The 22,033-nt window shown below is 57.7% G+C and carries 22 protein-coding genes; 6 read left to right on the top strand and 16 right to left on the bottom strand.

The genetic code is table 11. The features are described 5' to 3' along the window. Positions 1-2: 2 nt before the first annotated feature. Positions 3-662, bottom strand: coding sequence for a MurR/RpiR family transcriptional regulator (locus tag INF58_RS14965; RefSeq protein WP_131638015.1), 660 nt, complete (start codon positions 660-662; stop codon positions 3-5). Between the two features lie 179 nt (positions 663-841). On the opposite strand from INF58_RS14965, the gene INF58_RS14960 reads away from it, so the two are divergent. The 5 genes from INF58_RS14960 to nrdG all read left to right on the top strand — a co-directional run bounded on the left by INF58_RS14960 (position 842) and on the right by nrdG (position 8,484). Beyond that, on the top strand, positions 842-2,245 hold the full coding sequence (locus tag INF58_RS14960; RefSeq protein ID WP_193527986.1) for a PTS fructose transporter subunit IIC: 1,404 nt from the start codon (positions 842-844) through the stop codon (positions 2,243-2,245). Positions 2,246-2,255: 10 nt separating this feature from the next. Further along, complete coding sequence (locus INF58_RS14955; RefSeq protein WP_193527985.1) at positions 2,256-4,853, top strand: glycoside hydrolase family 38 C-terminal domain-containing protein; 2,598 nt, start codon at positions 2,256-2,258, stop codon at positions 4,851-4,853. A gap of 1 nt (position 4,854) precedes the next feature. Beyond that, positions 4,855-5,427, top strand: coding sequence for a PTS sugar transporter subunit IIA (locus tag INF58_RS14950; RefSeq protein WP_193527984.1), 573 nt, complete (start codon positions 4,855-4,857; stop codon positions 5,425-5,427). Between the two features lie 368 nt (positions 5,428-5,795). After that, entirely contained in the window at positions 5,796-7,934 is a 2,139-nt protein-coding gene (gene nrdD, locus INF58_RS14945) for an anaerobic ribonucleoside-triphosphate reductase (RefSeq protein ID WP_063450878.1), read from the top strand. Positions 7,935-8,019: 85 nt separating this feature from the next. Then, a complete protein-coding gene (gene nrdG / locus INF58_RS14940) occupies positions 8,020-8,484 on the top strand; it encodes an anaerobic ribonucleoside-triphosphate reductase-activating protein (protein ID WP_112792389.1) in 465 nt (154 codons plus the stop codon). Between the two features lie 3 nt (positions 8,485-8,487). Here nrdG and INF58_RS14935 read toward each other — a convergent pair whose 3' ends face one another. From INF58_RS14935 to pmbA, 14 genes are all read right to left on the bottom strand, one after another. Further along, positions 8,488-8,772, bottom strand: a complete 285-nt coding sequence (locus INF58_RS14935; RefSeq protein ID WP_193527983.1) for a type II toxin-antitoxin system RelE/ParE family toxin — start codon at positions 8,770-8,772, stop codon at positions 8,488-8,490. Further along, the gene (locus INF58_RS14930) at positions 8,762-9,004 is read right to left on the bottom strand and encodes a type II toxin-antitoxin system RelB/DinJ family antitoxin (protein ID WP_193527982.1); all 243 of its coding nucleotides are present in this window, start codon (positions 9,002-9,004) and stop codon (positions 8,762-8,764) included. Before INF58_RS14930 ends, INF58_RS14935 begins: the two co-directional genes overlap by 11 nt. Positions 9,005-9,081: 77 nt before the next feature. After that, entirely contained in the window at positions 9,082-10,992 is a 1,911-nt protein-coding gene (locus INF58_RS14925) for a transcription antiterminator (RefSeq protein ID WP_112792390.1), read from the bottom strand. Between the two features lie 19 nt (positions 10,993-11,011). Next, positions 11,012-12,148 (bottom strand): lactonase family protein, encoded by a 1,137-nt coding sequence (locus tag INF58_RS14920; protein ID WP_193527981.1) that lies wholly within the window; start codon positions 12,146-12,148, stop codon positions 11,012-11,014. Between the two features lie 92 nt (positions 12,149-12,240). After that, on the bottom strand, positions 12,241-12,981 hold the full coding sequence (locus INF58_RS14915) for a KDGP aldolase family protein (protein ID WP_193527980.1): 741 nt from the start codon (positions 12,979-12,981) through the stop codon (positions 12,241-12,243). Then, complete coding sequence (locus INF58_RS14910) at positions 12,978-14,096, bottom strand: DgaE family pyridoxal phosphate-dependent ammonia lyase (RefSeq protein WP_193527979.1); 1,119 nt, start codon at positions 14,094-14,096, stop codon at positions 12,978-12,980. The genes INF58_RS14915 and INF58_RS14910 overlap by 4 nt, the downstream gene beginning before the upstream one ends. After that, a complete protein-coding gene (locus INF58_RS14905) occupies positions 14,071-15,213 on the bottom strand; it encodes an amidohydrolase/deacetylase family metallohydrolase (RefSeq protein WP_193527978.1) in 1,143 nt (380 codons plus the stop codon). The genes INF58_RS14910 and INF58_RS14905 overlap by 26 nt, the downstream gene beginning before the upstream one ends. A gap of 42 nt (positions 15,214-15,255) precedes the next feature. After that, entirely contained in the window at positions 15,256-15,897 is a 642-nt protein-coding gene (locus tag INF58_RS14900) for a DUF4310 family protein (RefSeq protein WP_003856081.1), read from the bottom strand. Between the two features lie 13 nt (positions 15,898-15,910). Further along, a complete protein-coding gene (locus INF58_RS14895) occupies positions 15,911-16,687 on the bottom strand; it encodes a DUF4311 domain-containing protein (protein ID WP_006810337.1) in 777 nt (258 codons plus the stop codon). A gap of 22 nt (positions 16,688-16,709) precedes the next feature. Then, a complete protein-coding gene (locus tag INF58_RS14890) occupies positions 16,710-17,009 on the bottom strand; it encodes a DUF4312 family protein (RefSeq protein ID WP_006810338.1) in 300 nt (99 codons plus the stop codon). Positions 17,010-17,011: 2 nt separating this feature from the next. Continuing rightward, complete coding sequence (locus INF58_RS14885; protein WP_193527977.1) at positions 17,012-17,374, bottom strand: SFCGS family glycine-rich protein; 363 nt, start codon at positions 17,372-17,374, stop codon at positions 17,012-17,014. Between the two features lie 10 nt (positions 17,375-17,384). Continuing rightward, a complete protein-coding gene (locus tag INF58_RS14880) occupies positions 17,385-17,723 on the bottom strand; it encodes a PRD domain-containing protein (RefSeq protein ID WP_102750472.1) in 339 nt (112 codons plus the stop codon). Between the two features lie 385 nt (positions 17,724-18,108). Continuing rightward, complete coding sequence (cybC, locus tag INF58_RS14875) at positions 18,109-18,495, bottom strand: cytochrome b562 (protein WP_063867201.1); 387 nt, start codon at positions 18,493-18,495, stop codon at positions 18,109-18,111. A 42-nt stretch (positions 18,496-18,537) separates the two neighbouring features. Next, on the bottom strand, positions 18,538-19,890 hold the full coding sequence (gene pmbA, locus INF58_RS14870) for a metalloprotease PmbA (protein WP_107534531.1): 1,353 nt from the start codon (positions 19,888-19,890) through the stop codon (positions 18,538-18,540). A 95-nt stretch (positions 19,891-19,985) separates the two neighbouring features. Here pmbA and yjgA point away from each other — a divergent pair, with 95 nt between their 5' ends. Next, positions 19,986-20,537, top strand: coding sequence for a ribosome biogenesis factor YjgA (gene yjgA / locus INF58_RS14865; RefSeq protein ID WP_063450888.1), 552 nt, complete (start codon positions 19,986-19,988; stop codon positions 20,535-20,537). Between the two features lie 105 nt (positions 20,538-20,642). Here the strand turns inward: yjgA and mpl are convergent, their stop codons facing one another. Next, positions 20,643-22,016, bottom strand: coding sequence for a UDP-N-acetylmuramate:L-alanyl-gamma-D-glutamyl-meso-diaminopimelate ligase (gene mpl / locus INF58_RS14860; RefSeq protein WP_102750474.1), 1,374 nt, complete (start codon positions 22,014-22,016; stop codon positions 20,643-20,645). Positions 22,017-22,033 lie beyond the last annotated feature (17 nt).

Here is a 22,033-nt window from a genome sequence, read left to right as displayed (position 1 = left end):
GACTACACCGTATCGTGCTGTAGCAACCTACAGCCGATACGGTCCACGGCGCTTAACAGTTCAAGCTGTCCTTCCCGCTGATACAGCGATACCGCGTTAATGTCGATAACTAGCGGCCAGCATAGCGATGAGATCGCCGCCAGCGTCGACCCCTCGCGGGTAATCGCAATAATCTTTAACCCTTTTCGCAGCGCGTTACGCGCCATTTCAATCAGCGACTGCGTCTCCCCGGATTTACTGATCAGTACCAGCGTCCCCTTCGATACCCGTGTCAGCTGGTGCATATCATTCAAAATGAGGTGCGGCAGACTCGCCAGGGATAAAAAACGCGACAGGTAGTTGAGGCTGGTGAGTGAAGCACCGCGCGCGTACAGATAAATATGGCTGGAATGGGTAAGCAGCCTTGACACCTCCGCCACAATATCGTCCGCGTGCGGCCCAGCGTCGGGGGCGGCAGGCGCTGGGGTAAAATGATCGCGTAAAAAACGATACCGAAGCTCGGTATAGCTTTTATAGCCCATTTTTTTACACACTCGATTAACGGATGTTGTCGTTGTAAAGGTATCCCGGGCAATCTCTTTTGCCGATATATTAGAAATATTAGACGCATGATACTGAATGTATTCAAATATCAAACGTTCACTTCCCTGAAATGAATTCATATATTACACCCTGTTTAATCCCGGCATGATATTAACATAACAGAAAAATAGCCTCTGGAAGACGCTTCACATAATGCAGCGTCGCGTATCACGATACGTAATTAGTATTAGCAAACATTAAAAACTGTTTTAGGTTCTCTTTATACTTTCCCGGTTTTCACATCCAGGGAATTATGACAATGACGAAACAAAAAGTTGTCGCGGTGACGGCCTGCCCGACAGGTATCGCACACACCTTCATGGCGGCGAATAAAATTATTGCATGGGCTAAAGAACACAATATTGAGGTTAAGGTCGAAACGCAGGGCAGCGACGGCGTAAAAAATCGCTTAACAAAACAGGATATCGCCTCCGCCACGGCCATTATTCTGGCCACCGACGTTCCCATTCAGGATGCCGAGCGTTTTGAAAACATTCCCCATCTTCAGACCCGCACGCAAGCGCTGATCAAGCATACCGATCGCTATCTGCGTCAGGCGCTGGCCATGGAAAAAAACGTCACCGCCTCCTCCGTAGCAGACGACGACGAGCGCCAGCAGTCGGCTTACCAGATTTTTATCGGCCATATTATGGCGGCCATCAGCTATATGCTGCCGGTCGTGGTCATGGGCGGGCTGATGATGGCAACGGCCAAAATCACCGGCCAGTTTATCAACATCGATCATTCGCCGTTCAGCGTGCTGGATAAAGTGGGCTTTATGACCATTAAGTTCATGTATCCGGTTTTCGCCATGTACCTGGCATTTTCCATTGCCGGCAAACCGGCGCTGATCCCCGGACTTATCGGCGGCATCATGTCAGACGAGGTCTACAAACGCTTCTTTGATATCGAAGGCTTTATGCCGTCCGGCTTTTTCGGCGCGATCGGCATTGGCTTTTTTGTGGGCTATCTGGTGCGCTGGCTGAATGATTCCATTCACGTCCGCCAGCAGCTCACCACCATCAAGACCATGCTGGTCGTCCCGCTCATCACCGGCATTACGCTGGTGATGGTCATGGAATATTTGATTAACCCGATTTTTGGCTCGCTTAACCAGCTGATGGTGGTCTTTTTTACCTCGGCAGGTGACACCGGGCGCGGATTCTATTCCGCGATGATCGCCGCAGGCACCGCGTTCGACCTGGGCGGCCCGGTCAATAAGGCGGCGGGTTCAGTCGCGCTCGGCCTGAATGGCATGAGCGAGACGTTTGATTTAACCGCCCGCGAACTCTCCATCGTGATCCCCTCCATTGGCGTCGGCTTTGCCGCTTTTCTTAACGGCCGCTTTGGGCTACCGGATGTCTTTAGCCAGGAAGAGAAAACCGTTGGCAGCACCTCGTTATTGCTGGGCGTGATTGGGATCTCGGAAGGCGCTATCCCGTTCATCCTGAAAAACCCACGCCTGATCCCGGTGTTCATGACCGGTGCCGTCGCCGGCGCGCTGGTCGCCATCACCCTTGGCGTGAAGCAGACGCTGCCGCTGCCGGCCATCTGGGGCTGGCCGCTGGCGACTAATGTGGCGGGCTACCTGGCGAGCGTCTTTACTGGCGCACTGATTTGCGCTCTGGGCGTGCTCTATGTCAGCCCAAAGAACGCCAGCTAAGGGGAAGGTCATGAATCAGATCCACGTCATTGCCCATACGCACTGGGATCAGGAGTGGTATTTCACCCGTCAGGACAGCATGGTGCTGGCGTCATATAACTTTGCGGACGTCATCGACACGCTGGAGCAGGACCCCGCTTACAGCTGCTACCACCTTGACGGGCAGATGGCGGTAGTGGAGGATTTTCTCGCCATCAATCCCGATTATCGCGCCAGGCTGGAAAAACTGGTCAAAGAAAAAAGGATCTTTGTAGGGCCGTGGTATACCCAGACGGACACCTACAACGTGCATGGCGAATCCATTATTCGCAATCTCAAGTACGGCATCTTCGCCGCCCGTAAGCTGGGGCATGCCATGCAGGTTGGGTATCTTCCGGACACCTTCGGCCACAATGCGCAAATGCCCACGATTTTGCAGGGCTGCAATATCGACAACATCGTCTTCTGGCGCGGCATCGATCACGACAGACAGGCGAAAAGCAGCCAGTTCCTGTGGCGGGCGCCGTCAGGTGCGACCGTTATCGCCTGCGCGATGGCATTCGGTTACGGCGCGGCTAAAAACATCTCTTCAGAAGCGGGTCATTTGCAGGGAAAAATCTTCCCGATGGTCAATCTCCTGCGCTCGCGGGCCGGAATAAATGACCTGCTGCTGCCCTGTGGCGGCGATCAGGTCAGTATCGACCCGGCGCTGCCGAAAATCCTACAGATCGCCAGCGCACGCTCCCCCAATGAAGACCGGTACGTTATCAGTTCGCTGGAGCGCTACGTCGACATTCTGCGCGCGCAGCGTGAACAGTTTGAACGCTGGGAAGGAGAGCTGAAATCGCCGCGCTATACCCGCATCCATAAAACGATCGGCTCCGTGCGCTACGACATCAAAAAGAAAAATGATGATGTTGAGCAGTTCATCCTGCGACAGCTGGAGCCGACAATCGCCATGGCGCGTCATCAGGGGCTTCCGGTGAACCTCTCGGTGATCGATACGCTCTGGAAGAAGCTGTTGCGAAGCCATGCCCACGACTCTATCGGCGGCTGTAATAGCGATACCACCAACCGCGACATTCTGCATCGGCTGGAGCAAACCGAACAGCTGTGCCACAGCCTGTGGAACCTGGTGGTAAAAACCCTGAGCGTCACCTGCGCTCGGGAAGGCGATCTGCTGATTTTCAACCCGCTGGGCACCCCAACGCGACGCGTGGTGATAACCACACTCTATAGCCGGGCTGAAAATATCGCCCTGAAATATCAGGGGCAGTCTATCCCCTTCGACGTCCTCAAAAGAGACATTCTGCCAGGCGGAACGGCAGTCTCTCTTAACGCCGAAGGCGAATGTGAAACGCCCCTTCCCCCTTATTATCGCTGGCACGTTGCTGTGAAAACACCGGTTCTGCCGCCGGTCGGCTATCTCAGCATTAACGTTGAAGATGACCCGGCGCCTTTCCGGCAGCCTGAACAGACAACGGGCAGCGAGATAGAGAATGCGCATTATCGATTAACGCTGGCCGACGGAACGCTCACTCTGCACGACAAACGCAGCGGCAGATGCATCCCCTCGTTCTTTACCCTTGAAGACTGTGCGGATGCGGGCGACAGCTACGATTTCTCACCGCTCGCGGGCGATACACCGACGCGATGCGACCATTTCACGCTTGTCGACTGCCTGAAAACGCCGCTTATCGAAAAGCTGATCGTTGAAGCCACCCTGTTTCTTCCGCCGGATCTCGCCGGACGCCAGGGTACTGTCCGAACGCCGTTATCCCTTCGTCTGGAGTGCACATTACGCGAAGACGATCCGAACCTGTATGTGGACAGCTCGCTGGAAAACAACCACTGCGATCACCGGCTACGTTTACTGATCGGCAGCGATATTCACACCCGGCACGCTATCGCCTCGCAGCCCTTCGCGTTAATCCAGCGCGAAACGGGGTATGACGAAGAAGACTGGCGAGAACACTATCGCGAAATGCCCGTGGATATCGAAACCACCGAAGGCATTATTGCTGTTGCGGAAGCGGGCAAAGCGCTGGTGGTGAATAGCCGCGGCATGAAGGAATTTCAGATAATCGGCAGCGCGCCGGCCGCTATTGCCCTGACGTTGTTTAAATCCACGGGCGTGCTCGGGCGCAACGATCTCGAATGGCGACCGGGCCGGGCGTCCGGCATCAATAATACGGTGGTCGAGACCCCCGATGCGCAGCTGCTGAAACCGTTGTGCTTCTCGTTCACCGTCGCGCTGGCCGTCAGCGCCGATCATCTCACGCTTCGCCAGCTGGAAAACCAGGCTGCGGGACAGCCTTTCACCTATCAGCGGCAAACGCTGCATACGCTCGATCACCGCCTTGAGCGCTTTTCGTTGCGTCTGCCCGACCGCAGGCTTCCGGCAGAATTCTCATTATTGAGCCTGCCGGAGCCGCTCATTCTCTCTGCCCTGCCCCATGCGCAGCAGGCCTCTGGCACGGTCGTCCGGGTGTTTAACGCTGGCACGCAGCCGGTTCCCGTCCCGACAAGTCTGGCGGGGCTTCGTCAGATCAACTATCTGGAAGAGCCCGTGCAACCGGTAACGGCGATTTCACCTTCCGCGACATGCGATTTTTTGATTGAGGCTTAATATGAACTTGCTTGCATTGACGCACCCCGATCTGGTTTTTATCAATCCGCCGCACCGTACGCCTGAAGCGCTGATCCGCTGGCTGACCGAGCCGCTCGCCAGGCAAAAAATCATTAACGATGAAGCGGCATTTATCCAGAGCGTTTTACAACGCGAAAGTGAAGGCCCTACCGCGCTGGGCGAGGCGCTCGCTGTCCCTCACGGAAAAGCCGAGACGGTGCAGCAGGCGGCGTTTTGTCTGGCGCTCTTTGACGACCCGATAAGCTGGCCGGGCCTGGAAGGTGATGAAGCGGTGAGAATGGTCTTTCTGCTCGCCATTCCGCCAGCGGAAGCAGGCAGTACCCATATGCAGCTGCTGACGTCGCTCACCAGCCTGCTGACGGAAGACCGGGTGCGGGAGCGGCTTCTGGCGGCACGCACCCGGGAAGAGGCATTGTCCGTCCTGAATGCTGAAGAACCGCCAGAACAGGACGATGGCCCCGATCGCTCCTTTCTCATCCCCGTGGTGCTGGGCAGTATCGCTACCGCAGCCTTTTTACAGGCAGGGTTGAGCTGGATCTGCGGGGCGAGTTAAACGTGAAGCGCTCAGCACACGCCGTGCTGAGCGCTTGTTTTTGTTGAATAATTAATCAGATTTTTCCTGCACGTATTTACAATTGCTCCAGCGCCCGCCGTTTGTACTCTCGTCTTTTTACTTTGTTCTGAATCAAAAAAATCGCAAACATGTTTGATGCAAATCACTATATGTAGCACTTAAAATGCCTCCCAACCCAACATATTGTATCTATCGTCTACAATTCCAACAACAAGACGGCGCTTACGCTGGCCGGAATTGTGGATAACACACGCTGGGAACGCGGGAAGCCTTCGGCGCGGCGGGAAATACGCCCGGTGAATACTTCCCCACCTTTGTGGATAACCTGTTTTTAAAATGGAGTGATCATGACACCGCATGTGATGAAACGTGATGGCTGTAAAGTGCCGTTTAAATCAGAGCGCATTCAGGAAGCCATCCTGCGTGCAGCTAAAGCAGCGGGAGTCGATGACGCAGATTACTGCGCCACCGTCGCAGAAGTCGTTAGCAGCCAGATGCATGAACGCAGCCAGGTCGATATCAACGAGATCCAGACCGCGGTGGAGAACCAGCTGATGGCGGGGCCATACAAGCAGCTGGCGCGTGCCTACATTGAGTACCGCCACGATCGTGACGTCCAGCGTGAGAAACGCGGTCGCCTGAACCAGGAGATCCGCGGTCTGGTGGAGCAGACCAACTCTTCGCTGCTCAATGAAAATGCCAATAAAGACAGTAAAGTGATCCCGACCCAGCGCGACCTGCTGGCCGGTATCGTCGCCAAGCACTATGCCCGTCAGCATCTGCTGCCGCGCGACGTGGTCTCGGCGCACGAGCGCGGTGAGATCCACTACCACGATCTCGACTATTCGCCGTTCTTCCCGATGTTCAACTGCATGCTGATTGACCTGAAAGGTATGCTGACCCACGGCTTTAAGATGGGTAATGCCGAGATTGAACCGCCGAAGTCCATCTCTACCGCGACGGCGGTTACGGCGCAGATCATCGCCCAGGTAGCCAGCCACATTTATGGCGGGACCACCATCAACCGCATCGATGAAGTGCTGGCTCCGTTCGTGACCGAGAGCTTCAACAAGCACCGTAAGACGGCGGAAGAGTGGCAGATCCCGGACGCGGACGGCTATGCGCGTTCCCGCACCGAGAAAGAGTGCTACGACGCGTTCCAGTCGCTGGAATATGAAGTGAATACGCTGCACACCGCCAACGGGCAGACGCCGTTTGTCACCTTCGGGTTTGGCCTGGGCACCAGCTGGGAATCGCGCCTGATTCAGCAGTCTATCCTGCGCAACCGCATCTCTGGCCTCGGCAAAAACCGTAAAACCGCGGTGTTCCCGAAGCTGGTGTTCGCCATCCGCGACGGCCTGAACCACAAGTTTGGCGATCCAAACTATGACATCAAACAGCTGGCGCTGGAGTGCGCGAGCAAGCGCATGTACCCGGACATCCTGAACTACGACCAGGTGGTAAAAGTCACCGGTTCGTTTAAAACGCCTATGGGCTGCCGCAGTTTCCTCGGCGTGTACGAGGATGAAAACGGCGAGCAGATCCACGACGGGCGTAACAACCTGGGCGTGATCAGCCTTAACCTGCCGCGCATCGCCCTGGAAGCCAAAGGTAATGAAGAGGCCTTCTGGACCCTGCTGGACGAGCGCTTGCAGCTGGCACGTAAGGCGCTGATGACGCGCATCGCCCGCCTTGAAGGGGTCAAAGCCCGCGTTGCGCCCATCCTCTATATGGAAGGTGCCTGCGGCGTGCGCCTGAAAGCGGACGATGACGTGTCTGAGATCTTCAAAAACGGACGTGCGTCGATCTCTCTCGGCTATATCGGCATTCACGAAACCATCAACGCGCTGTTCGGCGACAAGCACATCTATGACAGCGAGGCCCTGCGCGAGAAAGGCATCGCGATTGTGCAGCGCCTGCGCGATGCGGTAGACCAGTGGAAAGAGGAAACCGGCTACGGTTTCAGCCTGTACAGTACGCCGAGCGAAAACCTCTGCGACCGCTTCTGCCGCCTGGATACCGCCGAATTTGGCATTGTTGAAGGGGTAACAGATAAAGGTTACTACACCAACAGCTTCCACCTCGACGTGGAGAAGAAGGTGAACCCGTACGACAAGATTGACTTTGAAGCGGCCTATCCGCCTATCGCGAACGGCGGTTTTATCTGCTACGGCGAGTATCCAAACATTCAGCACAACCTGAAGGCGCTGGAAGACGTGTGGGACTATAGCTACCAGCACGTGCCGTATTACGGGACTAACACGCCAATCGACGAGTGCTATGAGTGCGGCTTTACCGGTGAGTTTGAATGCACCAGTAAGGGCTTCACCTGCCCGAAATGCGGTAACCACGATGCGGCCCGCGTCTCCGTGACTCGCCGCGTATGCGGCTACCTCGGCAGCCCGGATGCCCGTCCGTTTAACGCCGGCAAGCAGGAAGAGGTGAAGCGCCGGGTGAAACATCTAGGGAATGGGCAGATCGGTTGAGCCACTGCCGCATTTATGCCCGGTGGCGCTACGCTTACCGGGCCTACAATTCGCACTCACTCTGTACCCGGCTTGGTTAACCGCTATGAACTACCATCAGTACTACCCCGTCGATATCGTCAACGGCCCCGGCACCCGCTGCACCCTATTCGTTTCAGGCTGCGTTCACGAGTGCCCCGGCTGCTACAACAAAAGCACCTGGCGCCTGAACTCGGGTAGGCCGTTTACCGCTGAAATGGAAGACCGCATCATCGACGACCTGAACGACACGCGCATTAAACGTCAGGGGATCTCGCTCTCCGGTGGCGATCCGCTCCATCCGCAAAACGTGCCGGATATACTGAAGCTGGTGAAGCGCATCCGCCGCGAGTGCGCGGGAAAAGATATCTGGGTCTGGACGGGATATAAGCTGGATGAGCTGAATGCGCAGCAGAAGGAAGTGGTGGATCTGATTAACGTGCTGGTGGACGGCAAGTTCGTGCAGGATTTAAAAGACCCTATGCTTATCTGGCGCGGCAGCAGCAACCAGGTTGTGCATCATCTGCGTTAAACGCTAAAGCCGTTTATTTGCATCATGATATACGGCTGATTTCTCTCTCTTTCCGATAGCGATAACAAACACCGTTACAACGTTATCCTGCACCTGATAAACCAAACGATAACCGTAGGATCTGAGTTTTATTTTGTAGCAATCCGGCAGGCCGTGCAGGCGGGCCGATTCGATTCTGGGGTTCACTAAGACGTCGGCTAGCTTCTTTTTAAACTGGCCTTTCACCGTATTGCCCAGCTTATGCCACTCCTTTAAAGCTCTCGGGTCAAATACCAGTTCATAAGTCATCCAGACTAACCTTAACGCCCTTTTGCGGATCCGCCAGCCGCTCCCGTACGGTCTGTATCAGTGCATCTTCGCTATCGCTTATGGTGACGTTTTTCACCGGCATTCGCCCCGTTTCCGCTACGTACTGAAACAGCAATCGCACGGCTTCGGTTGGGGTAATATTGAGTTTTTCCAGCACGGCATACGCCTCATTTTTGAGTTTGTCATCCAGACGGACGTTCAGCGTGGCCATTATGCCTCCAGTAAAATCGAATGTGTAATGCAGTTTAGCATTACATTCGCATTACATCGAATTCTGGATAACGCCTCTCAAAACCGGCTCAAACTCTCCATCGCCTCAGCCTTAAACGCCGCAAAATCCTCGCACTGGCACAGGCGCGCCATCGCGCGCTCGCGCAGGAAGGTGACGAAGATGTCGTAAATCGCCATTGCCTCTTCGTATTCGCTTTTGCTGATGGCGAGCAGGAAAATGACGTGCGCCGTTTCATCTCCCCACTGAATGCCCTGCGGGGCGAGCACGGTGTAGACCACCGTTTTTTGCGCCAGCAGGCCGAGGGAGTGCGGCAGCGCGATGCCGTCCCCGAGCATGGTGCTGACAATCGCTTCACGCTCGATGACCGAATCCAGAAACTCCGCGCCGACAAAGCCTTCGCCTTCAAGCTGCCCGCACAGTTCGCGGAACAGCGTTTGCCGATCAACGGGCTTGTCGAGAATGCGGAAATGGGTCGCGTCGAAGTATTTCTCCAGCATCCACGGGCGGGTGCGGTCCACCAGCACCAGCTTGCCGATCTGCTCCAGCTGATAATCGGTCGGGAACGGGGCGATTATCACCACCGGCTTGGACTTTTCGCTCACGCGAGCGGTGGAGATCACAAAGTCTTCACCGATGGCATCCGCAAGCTCGTACTCGCGCAGAGTGAGCGTGCGCGTCACCTCAATCTGCGGGTATTTACGCTGAAGTACCGCCTCGATCATGCGCACCATCGCGTTACCGGCGTCGCACACCAGCAGCACGCGCGGCTGGCGCTGGTAGCCAATGTTGTAGTGGCGCTCCAGCCCCACGCCGATGTGCAGCACCAGAAAACCAATCTCGTTCTCGCTGATCGCATACGGCGTGTATTTCCCCCAGCTCGACACCGCCGCGAGGGTCATATCCCACGCCATCGGGTAGTGCTGCTTGATGTTGTCCAGCAGCGGATTGGGGATCATGATTTGATAGCGCACGCGGGTGATCATGGTTTTGATGTGCGTGAGCAGATCCGCGTGCAGCTGCGCGTCGCTGAGAAGGTTGTAGTTATAGTGGGTGTTGATGTAGCGCAGGATATAGTTGACCAGCGCTTCGTCGTCGTCGGCGTTAATCGCGCTCGGGGCAATCTCCTGGATCTGCCGCGCCGCGATGTGCACGCACAGCCAGCTCTCTTCCGATGGCGCAAGCGCCTTGCCCGCCAGCTCCTGGATGGCTACCGCGATATCCTTCGCCGCCTCGCGCACGTTCTCTTCCACGTCTTCCGCGTGGAATTCCGGCAGCGGATACCCCTCGCTGATGCGCCGCACCGACACCGCGCAGTACAGGCGCAGGAACAGCTCGCCTTCGTCGGTCAGACGAATGTGATGGCGCGTCAGCGCATCGTGCAGCACCGGCACCATCTTTTCCGCCACGCCCGCATTCAGCGCCACGTCGGTCACCAGCGGGTTCAGGCTGTCCTGCTGCGCCAGCTCCCACAGGAGGTCGGTCAGGCAGGCGCGGATCGCCATCTCGCTGCCAAACAGCTTCATGCCGTGGCGCGGGCGGGTTTCCAGCGTCAGGTTGTAGCGATGGAACCACTCGCGCACTTCCACCATGTCGCTCTGCAAGGTGGCGCGGCTGACGAACCACTCGTCGGCCAGATCCTCCAGCTTAAGGGAAAATGCCGAGGTGAGAAAACGCACCACCAGATAGTGCACGCGCTCCGGCCCGGTTCGCGGAATGCGCAGCGCGCGCGGGTGGGAGGCCTGCAATTGTTGATAGCGCTGGGCGTCATCAATTTTAAGCTGATAGCCGCTGCCGCGGCTCAGGATAAACTGCGCCCCGTGGCCTGCCAGCAGCGCGTTAAGGGCAGTGATGTCCGCCCGGACGGTTCGCGTGGAGACCGACAGCCGCTGCGCCAGCTCGTCCTGCGGCAGCGTCTCGTTTTGCAACAGATCGAAAAGTTGCGCTAAACGTTGGTTCGGAAATCGCACGTCGTTGTCCTCTTACTGCTCAGGGTGAAATGACCATCTGGGATGGGCTGCCGACCGGGGTATAGTCTGGCTCGGCGCTCAGCTTGCCGTCCGGTGCCACGCGGAAACGGGTAATATTGTCGCTGCGCTGGTTCATGACGTACAGCCAGCGCCCCTGCTTATCGAGCGTCAGGGTGCGCGGATAGTCACCCCGCGTCCAGACATCGTCCTGATGCGTCAGCGTCCCTTCTGCCGTTACGGTAAAGTGCCCGATGCTGTTATGCAAACGGTTAGCGACATACAGCTGTTTACCATCGGCGCTTAGCGCCAGCCCGGCAGCAAAACTGGTGCCTTTGTAACCGTCCGGCAGGGCTGAAACGGTTTTACCCTCTTTTAGCCTGCCGCTGCTGTCCAGCGCATAATGGGTGAGCGTAGAGGCCTCTTCGTTAATCAGCCACAGGGCATCGCCTTTCGGCGTAAAGACGAAGTGGCGCGGGCCGGCTCCTTTCGAAGAGGCGCTGATAAACGGCGGATCGTTCGGGATCAGCTTTCCTGCTCGATCGTCAAAACGGTACTGATAGATACGATCAAGACCAAGATCGGTGGAAAAAACGTATTTCCCGCTCGGATCGGCGGCGATCATGTGCGCATGCGGGCCGTTATGATCGCTGATCGCGAAACTGCCCTCAACGGCAGCTTCCGGCTTCGCCGCGCCCGGTTCGCCCTGGACCTGATGCGTGTCCGTGGCGTCGCCCAGGCTACCGTCCGCGTTAACGGGGAGCACCGCGACGGTTCCGCTGACGTAGTTCGCTACCAGCAGATGACTGCCGTTCGGCGTCAGGGAGAGATACACCGGCCCGGCGCCGCCGGAGGCCACCTGATTCAGTTCGCTCAGCGCGCCGTCATCGCCGATGCGCAGCGCCTGCACCACGCCCTGCTCCACTTCGCTTGCCAGATACAGCGTTTTACCGTCTTGCGAAAGGGTCAACTGCGCCGCATTCGGCAGTTTGCTCACCAGCGTTTTGTTATCGAGCGCGCCGGTTTGCGGGTCAACGGTAAAACGGTACAGCCCTTCACCATTCGGATTATAGGTACCCACCCAGGCGTATTGCGTCTGGGCGACAGCGGCGGTGGCGAGCATTGAGAGTGAAGCGACGAGCAGGTTACGGGTGTGCATGGTGGCTCCTTTAGGTGTGTGCGGTGTTTCACCCCTCACCCCGGCCCTCTCCCCGAAGGGGAAAGGGTTAGGGTGAGGGGTAAGGTTTTATTCTACTTCACCAGCTTCTTCGTCATTTCCAGCAGCGTACGCACATCTTCCGGACGCGTATCACCGCTGGCTTTGTCGATAATTGAACTGTAGATGTGCGGGATGATTTTGCTCACGCCCGCGTCGAGGGCAATCTGCAAGATCGCCTCAAAGTTCTCCAGATCGATCCCCCCGGTCGGCTCCAGCCAGAAGTCGTGGCGGGCACAGGCTTCCGCCACCGCCTGGTATTCGTCACGGCACTTGAGGCCGCCCATCGGGAAGTACTTGATCGAGCTGCCGCCGAAGTCTTTCAGCAGGGCAATCGCCGTTTCAACCGGCACGATGCCGTCCGGCGCTTTGCTGCTCAGCGGGCCGGTGGAGATTTTCACCATGCCTACGGTCCCGGTCGGGGAGACCAGGCCGTTGACCACCGATTCATTCTGCCCCAGCAGCGCGCGGCTGGCGGCCACACCGGTAAAGACCTGGTTGACGTGCTGCGGCTGCACCTGGCGGGAGATTTCACTCACCATCGCCGACTGGTTCGGATCGCCCGCGCCCAGCCCCACGGAGAGCGCGTTATCAATCAGCGCCGCGTATTCACGCATATCCGCGACCGCGCTCGCCACGTCCGGGTAATTTTTGGAGAGCACGCCCACCAGCACATGACCCTCCGCCGCCTCGTAAATGGCGCTGGCGTTGGCTTTCGAGCCGCCGAGTACGTTCAGGCAGACGCGGTCACGGTAAAAATTGGGGGTCAGTTTCATGCGTTTTTCTCCTGTCCTAACACTTCGCTAATGCGGCGGTACACGATGTTCAGCTGGTCAGCGCTCACGCTGCGCACGTCCGCTTCGATAATCCCTTCGTTGGCCTTGTAGCCACGGAAGTAAATGGCGTATTCCCCCTGCTTCAGCTGGGCGACAAGGTCGCCGGTGCCAACGCCGGTGGTGGCTTCGTCAAACTTAATCTCGGTGCGGGCGATGTCGCGACCGGCGCTGTCCCAGACCACGCGCGCGGTGACGCCGTTCAGGGTGTTGAGCGCGTCGATAAACGGCGTCATCTTCGCCACCATCTCAGCACCGCTCTCTTTGGTGGCCGTCAGGTAGTGTTCGATGGCGCAGGTCAGGCCGAGGATCCCCTCTTTACCCACCTTCATGGCGCGGCCAATGCCCGCCGTCTGGCGCTTCACCCACTCAACGTACTGGGTTTTGCCGATCACTAGGCCGCTGGTTGGCCCCTCGATCGCCTTCGCGCCGCTGTAAATCACCAGATCCGCGCCGGATCGGTAGTACGCGTGCAGATCTTCTTCCGCCGCGGCATCAACGATCAGCGGCAGATCGTGTTTACGCGCCACGACCGCGGCCTGCTCGACGCTGAGCATGCTTTTCTGCACGCAGTGGTGGGACTTGATGTAGAGGATCGCCGCGGTGCGCGGGGTGATGGCCGCCGCCAGCTGGTCGGCGGAGCATTCGTTGGCGTAGCCCGCTTCCACCAGCTTGCCGCCGCCCAGCGCCACCATGGTGCCGACCGGCGCGCCAAAGTTAACGTTATGGCCTTTCGGCAGGACGATCTCGTTATTTTCAATCGGCGTTACGTGCAGGTTTTCCAGCAGCCAGTCGCTGTCTTTCACCAGCACCGCCGCCACGGACTGGGCTATGCCTGCCGACGCGCAGGAGACCACCGTCGCGCCTTCCACATCCAGCAGCTTCGCGATGTATTCCCCGGTTTTGTTAACCAGATCCTTCATCTCGAAATAGTGATTCATGCCGTCCATTGCCGCCTGCACCACCTCCGGGCGCGGCGTGGAAACGCCCAGCGCCGTCATGCGGCCAGAGGTGTTGATAACCTGCTTTAAATTATACTTCTGATAAATCGAAGGCATGTTCCGTGCTCCCTTGTTCGGTCATGTAGCCCTTGCCCGCGCGGATCGCGGCAAGCGGCACCAGAATGTGTTCAGCTTGCAGACTGTCGTTTTCAGCGTCCGTCAGCACCGTTGGCTGGCGTTTAATCGTGAATAGCGTCAGGTCGGCGTCGAGGCCAGGCTGAATGCGGCCCTTGCGCGTCAGGCGCAGGCCGTCCGCGGCGTTCGCGGTGACGCAGTCAATCACCTGCGGCAATGACATGCCGATGGCGAGGAATTTCGACATCACGCTTGCCAGCGAGCCGACCGGGCCGTTGATGCGGTTGCGGCAGTAGATATCCGAGCTGATGGTGTGCGGCAGAATGCCCATCGCGATGGCGCGTTTCGCCACCTCAAAGCTAAAGCTCGCCGTGCCGTGGCCGACGTCCAGACGCACGCCGCGCTTCAGGGCGGAGGTGATGGAGGCGCGCAGCTCGCCGGACGGCGTCAGAATGCGGTTAGGCTTGCCGTTGTAGCAGTGGGTAATGATGTCGCCCGAACTCAAAAGTTCAGCGATTTCATCGAGGTTCGGCGGGTTATTGCCGATGTGCACCATCAGCGGCAGGTCGCCATTCTCTTTCTGGATCGCTTTGGCGCGCTCCAGCGGCGTGATGCCATTCTCGCCGACCACGCTGCTGCTCATGCGCGCCTTCAGGCCGACGATAAAATTCGGGTGACGCCTCACCGCCTGCTTCACCGCATCGGCGTCAATGTTCGCCATGTTGGCCAGCTCGTTCTGGGCAATCAGCCCCACGCGGGAGATGTTCAGCAGGGCAAAGACGTCGGTGGAGGCTTTGCGGGTAATTTCGTAAAAATCGTCCACGTCGTCGGCACCGGTACTGCCCGCGTCCACCACGGTGGTGACGCCGGTGGCAATGCCCACGCTGTCCGGCTCGTCGTGATAAATCGGGGAGTTCGGGTAGCAATGAACGTGGGAGTCAATCCAGCCCGCGCTGACGTACACGTCACCGTTAAGCTCAACCGTTTTACGGGCGGGAGCGTCAATTTCGCCCGTCGCGGCGATCTTCCCGTCCTGAATGGCGATATCGGTCAGGGTATCGTCGGCGAGGCGCGCACGGCGCAGGAGTAAATCAAACATGGGGTTCTCCTGATAGGGCGGGCGCGGATGCGCCCGCGGGTATTAAAGGGCGACCGGGAACAGCCAGCCCAAAATCATTGCGCCGAGGATGGCGCCACCGGTAATCGGCTTCTGCCAGATGTAGAACAGCAGCGCGCCCACCAGCGAACCGACGCCGATTGGAATGGAGGCGGTCATCGCGCTGAGGATAATCAGCGGCCCGAGGAAGCGGCCGGAAGCGTTACCCGCGCCCATCATCACGTCTGCCCCGTAGGTGGAGTTACTCTGGTTGATGGTGAACTTACGCGCCAGGATGATGACGTAGCCAATCGCCAGACCAATCACCAGGCCGGTAATCAGCGAGGCAATGAAGTTGGTCACCGGGAACATGATCCCCGCGCCCAGCAGCAGCGCCGGCACGCCGAGGCCCACGCCGGTCTGGATCGCCCCACCGATATCAAGAATACCGACCAGCGATCCTTCGATAATACGGGCGAACAGGAAGCTCGCGCCGAACGCCGCCACCGCGCCGTAGACGCCGGTATCGATTCCCGCTTTCAGCATCGCCACGAAGGCCACTTCGTTAAACGCGCCGATGCCGTAGAGGTAGTACATGTGCGTCCCGGCGAAGACGCCGGAGGAGAGCAGGCCAACGAAGATCGGGAACGACCAGTCGGCATACCAAAAACCTTTATTCTGTTCCATGTCGAGGCTCCTGTTATTTACCGCTGAGCGAGTTGTGGATCATGTCGAGCCAGTTCGGCACGGTCAGATGGAAGGATTCGATCATCTTCATGTCGAAGCCGCGGAAGAAGCCGCTCAGCACGAACAGCAGCACGATCGCCGCCATCATCACTTTGGTGACGTGGTTCCAGCCGCTCTCCTCAACGCCTTTACCGATCAGGATGCCGAGAACCAGACCCGGTACGGCGTTCCCCATGATCAGCTGCGCCGCGCCGCCAAAGATGGTGGCCCAGAAGCCCGATTTTTTACCCGCGTCGATAGCCGCCAGCCAGAAGATCACCGGCATTACGGTGTTGACCAGCAGGTTCGCGGCAGGCACCAGCACCTTCACGGCGGTGACCTGAAGTGCGGCTGGCACGGAGGAAGCGGTCAGGTTAAGGAAGGTCACGACGATCATGCCGATGATGCCGCAGGCAATCGCCATTTTGCGGGGATCGTGCAGCGTTTCGCCGACGTTACGGTTTTTGATCATCAGCGCGGCAGCACCCCAGTTCGGGATGATGCGGTGGTCAACGTCCTGTGTGAAGGCACCTGCGGCCACGGAAGAGGCCCAGGCGTTAAAGAAGAAGCCTAATCCAAAGGAGAAGTGGGAGGCCGGATCCCCTTCGCAGGAGTTCAGTTCCCCCAACGTACGAAACGCGCCCATACCCTGAGTGGTAGGCGCATGAAACATGCGTGCAGCCCCGGCTCCCACACCGACGCCAACCAGGCCGCCAATGATGAGCGATTTTATTAATATAATTAAGAACATCAGTCTGCCCTTTTATGAATAATCAGCGTTGCGTGACGAAATCCACCTGGTCGAGATTGATGGCAGTCACGTTGACGGTCACATCCAGCTCCACGCTGTAGGTGCGTCTTTCCCGGCGCAGAAAGAAGAACAGAAACGCTTCTTTTCGCACCGCTTCTTGCGCCTGAACAACCTGCACATCCTGTGGCTCAATACGCAGTAAGATATGCGGTGAGGCTTTCATCACCGCGGCCTGAACGTGGTTGAGCGCGTCGGCAAAGGCGCGCGCTTTGGCATCGCCCTTCCCCTTCACTCTCACCGTGGTTGTGAACTGTTCTTTCATGCTTATGCGCCGTGCTTCTTCTGCCACGCCTGTACCAGACGCTCGCCCAGCTCTTCTTTATCCATAAAGCCAAAGCCCAGCACGTTGCAGCCTTCGTTGATGGCGGTCACGCCCTCATCCACGGAGCGCATGCCGTATTTGGCCTTGTAGCCATATTTGGTTTGTGCGGTGATGGCGCCCGCGCCGCCGCTGCCGCAGAAGGAGATGCCGAAGGTGGCGTTTTCCGCTTTCATCGCGTCACCGAGCTTCATGTCTGCCGCCATGCCCGGCACGACAACCGCGCGTCCACCGGCTTTTTCCACACCCGCAGCCACTTTCTGACCTTTACCCAGGCGATCGCCAATCACGACTGTAATCTGTTCCATGTGTTGCTCCTTAAAGGTTGTCTTTCGCGACTTCGAAGTGAACAGAGAGCAGCCAGGCCTCTTCATCAGGAAGGTTGCCAAACTGCGCTACCACTTCACGGGCAAGTTGCATTGAATCTGGTGAAATTTCGTCGAAAAGCTCTGCTTCAACCTCCGGCAGCGGCTCGCCGGTCACGGACCGGTGCGCCATTGCGCGAACGTGGGAGGTCAGCATCTGCTCCTGTACCGCGTTGGGGATGATGTTGTGCCGGGCCAGCAGAGCATAAACCTGCTGAAGCATGGTGTTCGCGAGCTGCTCAGTCTGCACCGCCTGTTCCCCAACGTCGTTCATTACCGCTCCGTTACTCACTCGTCTTACCCCGTTAATGGCTCTGGAATAAAACTAACGTTGCAGGTGCAGGGTTTGTAGCGAGTTGTTTTCCACTTCGAAGTGGAAAGGCGAGCCGCGGCAGTGATCTGTGCCACATAAATGCGGTGAATCTGGATAAATCGCTGTATTTGCGTGATGAATATCACGCTATCTGGCGGCAAATAATGGGTATGCAAAGTGGAAAAGATTACGAACGGGCTCGTAGAAATGTGACGTGGATAAGGTTTTCTTATGGGGGTTGGGTAGAGTGGCTGCGGGTGCTTGAGACTGACCGTCTCAGGCATGGGACGGAAAGGAGCAAGGATGCGGGGGCGCGTAATGCGCCTCCGCATACGGAGAAAGGACGTACAGCTCAGGCACCCAATTAACGATACTTTTTGTGATACGCGTTGCGGGTCGCCGCAAACTGGTCGGCCGCCGCCTGGGCTTCTTTGACTTTGCCTTCGTTAGCCAGCTTCAGCGCGCCGTCGATCTGGCTGACCAGCACGTCAAAGCCGTGACGATAGTCTTTCATCTCGGCGCTGTCCGCCGCTTTGCTTTCCAGCTTTGGCGGCGTCGCTTTTTGCGCGTCCAGCGCCGCTTCACGCATTTTGGTCAGCGCGTCCTTCATCTCGGCAGCATTGTCGGTTTTCTGCACCACCTTCAGATTTTCACTGAGGATGTCCATGTTGTCTTCGAGATCGGCAGCAAACGCGGACGAGCCAAGAACCAGCGTTGAAGCCGCGACGATCGCTAACAGGTGTTTACGCATTGCTCACTTCCTTTTTTATTATTAAACACGCTTTTACGGGTATTACTGACCGGCGATCTTCATCTCCGGCAGCAATACAGAACCACACTGAATATTGCTGCGTGTTTCAATATCGTTACCGACCGTAACAATATTGCGCCACATGTCCTTGAGGTTGCCGGCGATGGTGATTTCGCTCACCGGATACTGAATTTCACCGTTTTCAACCCAGAAGCCTGCCGCACCGCGAGAATAGTCTCCGGTGATGCCGCTCACGCCCTGCCCCATCAGCTCGGTCACCACCAGGCCGGTGCCCATCTCTTTCAGCATCTGCTCAAAGTTCAGGCCCTGTCCGGCAATGCGCCAGTTGTGGATCCCACCCGCGTGCCCGGTGCTTTTCAGCCCCAGCTTGCGCGCGGAGTAGTTGGTCAGCAGCCACTGGGTCAACACGCCGTCTTTAACGATATCCCGGCGTTCCGTGCGCACGCCTTCGCTGTCGAACGGCGTAGACGCCAGCCCTTTCAGCAGGTGCGGATGCTCTTCGATGGTCAGCCATTCCGGCAGGATCTGCTTGCCCAGCGAGTCGAGCAGGAAGGTCGATTTACGGTACACCGAACCGCCCGCAATCGCCCCCACCAGATGACCAAACAGGCCGGTCGCCACTTCATTGGCAAAAATGACCGGGGCTTTCATGGTGGAGAGCTTACGCGGTGAGAGGCGTGACAGCGTGCGTTCGGCACACTCTTTACCTACCCACTCCGGAGACTGTAAATCCCCCAGCGCGCGGCCAATGGTGTAGGCGTAGTCACGCTCCATGTCGCCGTTCTCTTCGGCGATCACGCAGCTGGACAGCGAGTGACGAGTTGAGCAGTACCCCTGCAACATGCCGTGCGAGTTACCGAACACTTTGATGCCGTAGTGGCTGTTAAAGCTGCCGCCTTCGGTGTTGGTGATGCGTTTGTCGGCCTGCAAAGACGCCTGCTCGGCGCGCGAGGCCAGCTCAATGGCTTCGTCCGGGGTCACTTCCGCCGGATGGAACAGATCGAGATCCGGCGCGTCAAACGCCAGCAGCTCTTTATCGGCCACACCAGCGTAAGGATCCGGCGAGGTGTAGCGGGCGATATCCAGCGCCGCCTGCACCGTACGGGCGATGGCATCCGGGCTGAGATCGGTAGACGACGCGCTGCCTTTGCGATTCTGGTGATACACGGTGATCCCCAGCGCGCCATCGCTGTTAAATTCTACGTTCTCCACTTCGCCATAGCGGGTGCTCACGCTAATGCCGGTGGTTTTGCTGACCGCCACTTCGGCGCCATCTGATTTGCCTGAAGCGAGCGTCAGCGCGGTGGAGACGGCTTCTTCCAGGATCTTACGCTGCGCTTCAACTTGTGAGGTTACTTTCATCGCAAATGCCATACTGTAAGAGAGAGTTAAGTGAAGTCTAACAGAGAACCGTTTTTCAGTGCGCGTCTTAACTGGTAACATTAGCCTCTTTTTTTAAGGAGCCTGACATGACTAAGCAGCCCGAAGACTGGCTCGACGACGTTCCCGGTGATGACATCGAAGACGAAGATGATGAGATCATCTGGGTCAGTAAAAGTGAAATTAAACGTGACGCCGAAGAGTTAAAACAGCTTGGCGCAGAAATGGTAGAACTGGGTAAAAACGCGCTGGATAAGCTCCCGCTCGACCAGGATCTGCGTGATGCCATTGAACTGGCACAGAAAATCAAGAAAGAAGGGCGTCGCCGCCAGCTTCAGCTTATCGGTAAACTGCTGCGTCAGCGTGACGTGGAGCCGATCCGTCAGGCGCTGGATAAGCTGAAAAACCGCCATAACCAGCAGGTTGCGCTGTTCCATAAGCTGGAACAGATCCGCGATCGTTTGATCGAGCAAGGTGATGACGCGGTACCCGAAGTGCTGAACCTGTGGCCGAATGCCGACCGCCAGCAGCTGCGATCGCTTATCCGCAATGCGAAGAAAGAGAAAGAAGGGAATAAGCCGCCGAAGTCAGCGCGCCTGATTTTCCAGTATCTGCGCGAGCTGTCTGAGAACGAAGAGTAATCTGTGCGGGTTTGCGCCGGATGGCGGCGTAAATGCCTTATCCGGCCTACAAGGTCGTGCGAAAAAATGTAGGCCCGGTAAGCGCTAGCGCCACCGGGCTTTTTTTTACGCTGCGGCTGCGGCTTTCTTCGCCAGACCGTCCAGCAGCTTCTGATGGATCCCACCAAACCCGCCGTTGCTCATCACCAGAATGTGGTCGCCAGGCTGAGCGGCTTTCACCACCATATCCGCTAAGACATCCACGTCCGCACTCCAGTGCGCCGGCTGAATGCAGGCGTCGGCCACTTCGGCCACCTGCCACGGAATATGCTGCGGTTGCAGCAGGAAGACTTCATCGGCACGCCCTAAGGACGGCGCGAGATCGTCTTTGCAGATCCCCATTTTCATGGTGTTTGAACGCGGTTCCAGTACGGCCAGAATGCGTGCGGTGCCGCCGACTTTGCCACGCAATGCGGCAAGCGTCGCCAGAATGGCGGTTGGGTGGTGCGCGAAATCGTCGTACACCGTCACGCCGTGGGCTTCACCGCGCAGTTCCAGACGTCGACGGGCATTGATAAACGTGCCCAGCGCACTGGCGGCATCCGCAGGCAGAACCCCCACATGACGCGCCGCCGCTATCGCCATCAGGCCGTTGTGCATGTTGTGTTCGCCCACCAGGCCCCACTTCACTTCACCGACTTTCTCACCGTCGAGCAGCACTTCCCACTCGGAAGCATCGGCGTTCAGTTTTTTCGCCTGCCAGTGGCCCTGCTCGCCCACCAGCTCCTGCTCGCTCCAGCAGCCCATCGCCAGGGTCTGCTTCAGGTTGATGTCGTTCTCCGGCAGGATGATACGGCCCTGGCCCGGCACGATGCGCACCAGATGGTGGAACTGTTTCTGGATCGCCTTCAGGTCGTCAAAGATATCCGCGTGATCGAACTCAAGGTTATTGAGGATCAGCGTGCGCGGGCAGTAGTGCACGAATTTGGATCGCTTGTCGAAGAATGCGCAGTCGTATTCATCCGCTTCAATCACAAAGAACGGGCTGTCGCCCAGACGCGCGGAAACGTCGAAATTCCCCGGCACGCCGCCGATGACGAAGCCCGGCTTGTAACCACAGGCTTCGAGGATCCAGGTCGCCATGCCGGCGGTGGTGGTTTTGCCGTGCGTCCCGGCAACGGCGACCACCCAGCGGTCGCGCAGGACAAAATCATGCAGCCACTGCGGGCCAGACATGTACGGGATATTGCGTTCCAGCACTGCTTCAACGCATGGATTCCCACGGGTCATGGCGTTGCCAACGATCACCAGATCCGGCTGCGGCTCCAGCTGGCTGGCGTCGTATCCCTGAATCAGAGAAATTCCCTGCTTCTCCAGCAGCGTGCTCATCGGCGGATACACATTGGCGTCCGAACCTGTCACTTCATGGCCCAGCGAGCGCGCCAGCATTGCCAGTCCGCCCATGAAAGTGCCACAAATCCCCAATATATGAATGCGCATACGTCACTATCCTTCTT

The sequence above is a fragment of the Enterobacter cloacae complex sp. P24RS genome (genome assembly GCF_014982165.1).
GTDB classification, from domain to species: Bacteria; Pseudomonadota; Gammaproteobacteria; order Enterobacterales; family Enterobacteriaceae; genus Enterobacter; species Enterobacter quasihormaechei.
This window is presented reverse-complemented; position numbering and strand designations above follow the sequence as displayed.

Excerpts from the sequence above, each read along its gene's own strand:
- mpl (WP_102750474.1), bottom strand. The coding sequence starts at position 22,016 with ATGCGCATTCATATATTGGGGATTTGTGGCACTTTCATGGGCGGACTG.
- INF58_RS14965 (WP_131638015.1), bottom strand. The coding sequence starts at position 662 with ATGAATTCATTTCAGGGAAGTGAACGTTTGATATTTGAATACATTCAG.
- cybC (WP_063867201.1), bottom strand. The coding sequence starts at position 18,495 with ATGCGTAAACACCTGTTAGCGATCGTCGCGGCTTCAACGCTGGTTCTT.
- INF58_RS14930 (WP_193527982.1), bottom strand. The coding sequence starts at position 9,004 with ATGGCCACGCTGAACGTCCGTCTGGATGACAAACTCAAAAATGAGGCG.
- INF58_RS14905 (WP_193527978.1), bottom strand. The coding sequence starts at position 15,213 with ATGTTTGATTTACTCCTGCGCCGTGCGCGCCTCGCCGACGATACCCTG.
- pmbA (WP_107534531.1), bottom strand. The coding sequence starts at position 19,890 with ATGGCATTTGCGATGAAAGTAACCTCACAAGTTGAAGCGCAGCGTAAG.
- INF58_RS14915 (WP_193527980.1), bottom strand. The coding sequence starts at position 12,981 with ATGAAACTGACCCCCAATTTTTACCGTGACCGCGTCTGCCTGAACGTA.
- nrdG (WP_112792389.1), top strand. The coding sequence starts at position 8,020 with ATGAACTACCATCAGTACTACCCCGTCGATATCGTCAACGGCCCCGGC.
- INF58_RS14910 (WP_193527979.1), bottom strand. The coding sequence starts at position 14,096 with ATGCCTTCGATTTATCAGAAGTATAATTTAAAGCAGGTTATCAACACC.
- INF58_RS14920 (WP_193527981.1), bottom strand. The coding sequence starts at position 12,148 with ATGCACACCCGTAACCTGCTCGTCGCTTCACTCTCAATGCTCGCCACC.
- INF58_RS14890 (WP_006810338.1), bottom strand. The coding sequence starts at position 17,009 with ATGAAAGAACAGTTCACAACCACGGTGAGAGTGAAGGGGAAGGGCGAT.
- INF58_RS14885 (WP_193527977.1), bottom strand. The coding sequence starts at position 17,374 with ATGGAACAGATTACAGTCGTGATTGGCGATCGCCTGGGTAAAGGTCAG.
- yjgA (WP_063450888.1), top strand. The coding sequence starts at position 19,986 with ATGACTAAGCAGCCCGAAGACTGGCTCGACGACGTTCCCGGTGATGAC.
- INF58_RS14960 (WP_193527986.1), top strand. The coding sequence starts at position 842 with ATGACGAAACAAAAAGTTGTCGCGGTGACGGCCTGCCCGACAGGTATC.
- nrdD (WP_063450878.1), top strand. The coding sequence starts at position 5,796 with ATGACACCGCATGTGATGAAACGTGATGGCTGTAAAGTGCCGTTTAAA.
- INF58_RS14900 (WP_003856081.1), bottom strand. The coding sequence starts at position 15,897 with ATGGAACAGAATAAAGGTTTTTGGTATGCCGACTGGTCGTTCCCGATC.
- INF58_RS14950 (WP_193527984.1), top strand. The coding sequence starts at position 4,855 with ATGAACTTGCTTGCATTGACGCACCCCGATCTGGTTTTTATCAATCCG.
- INF58_RS14935 (WP_193527983.1), bottom strand. The coding sequence starts at position 8,772 with ATGACTTATGAACTGGTATTTGACCCGAGAGCTTTAAAGGAGTGGCAT.
- INF58_RS14955 (WP_193527985.1), top strand. The coding sequence starts at position 2,256 with ATGAATCAGATCCACGTCATTGCCCATACGCACTGGGATCAGGAGTGG.
- INF58_RS14895 (WP_006810337.1), bottom strand. The coding sequence starts at position 16,687 with ATGTTCTTAATTATATTAATAAAATCGCTCATCATTGGCGGCCTGGTT.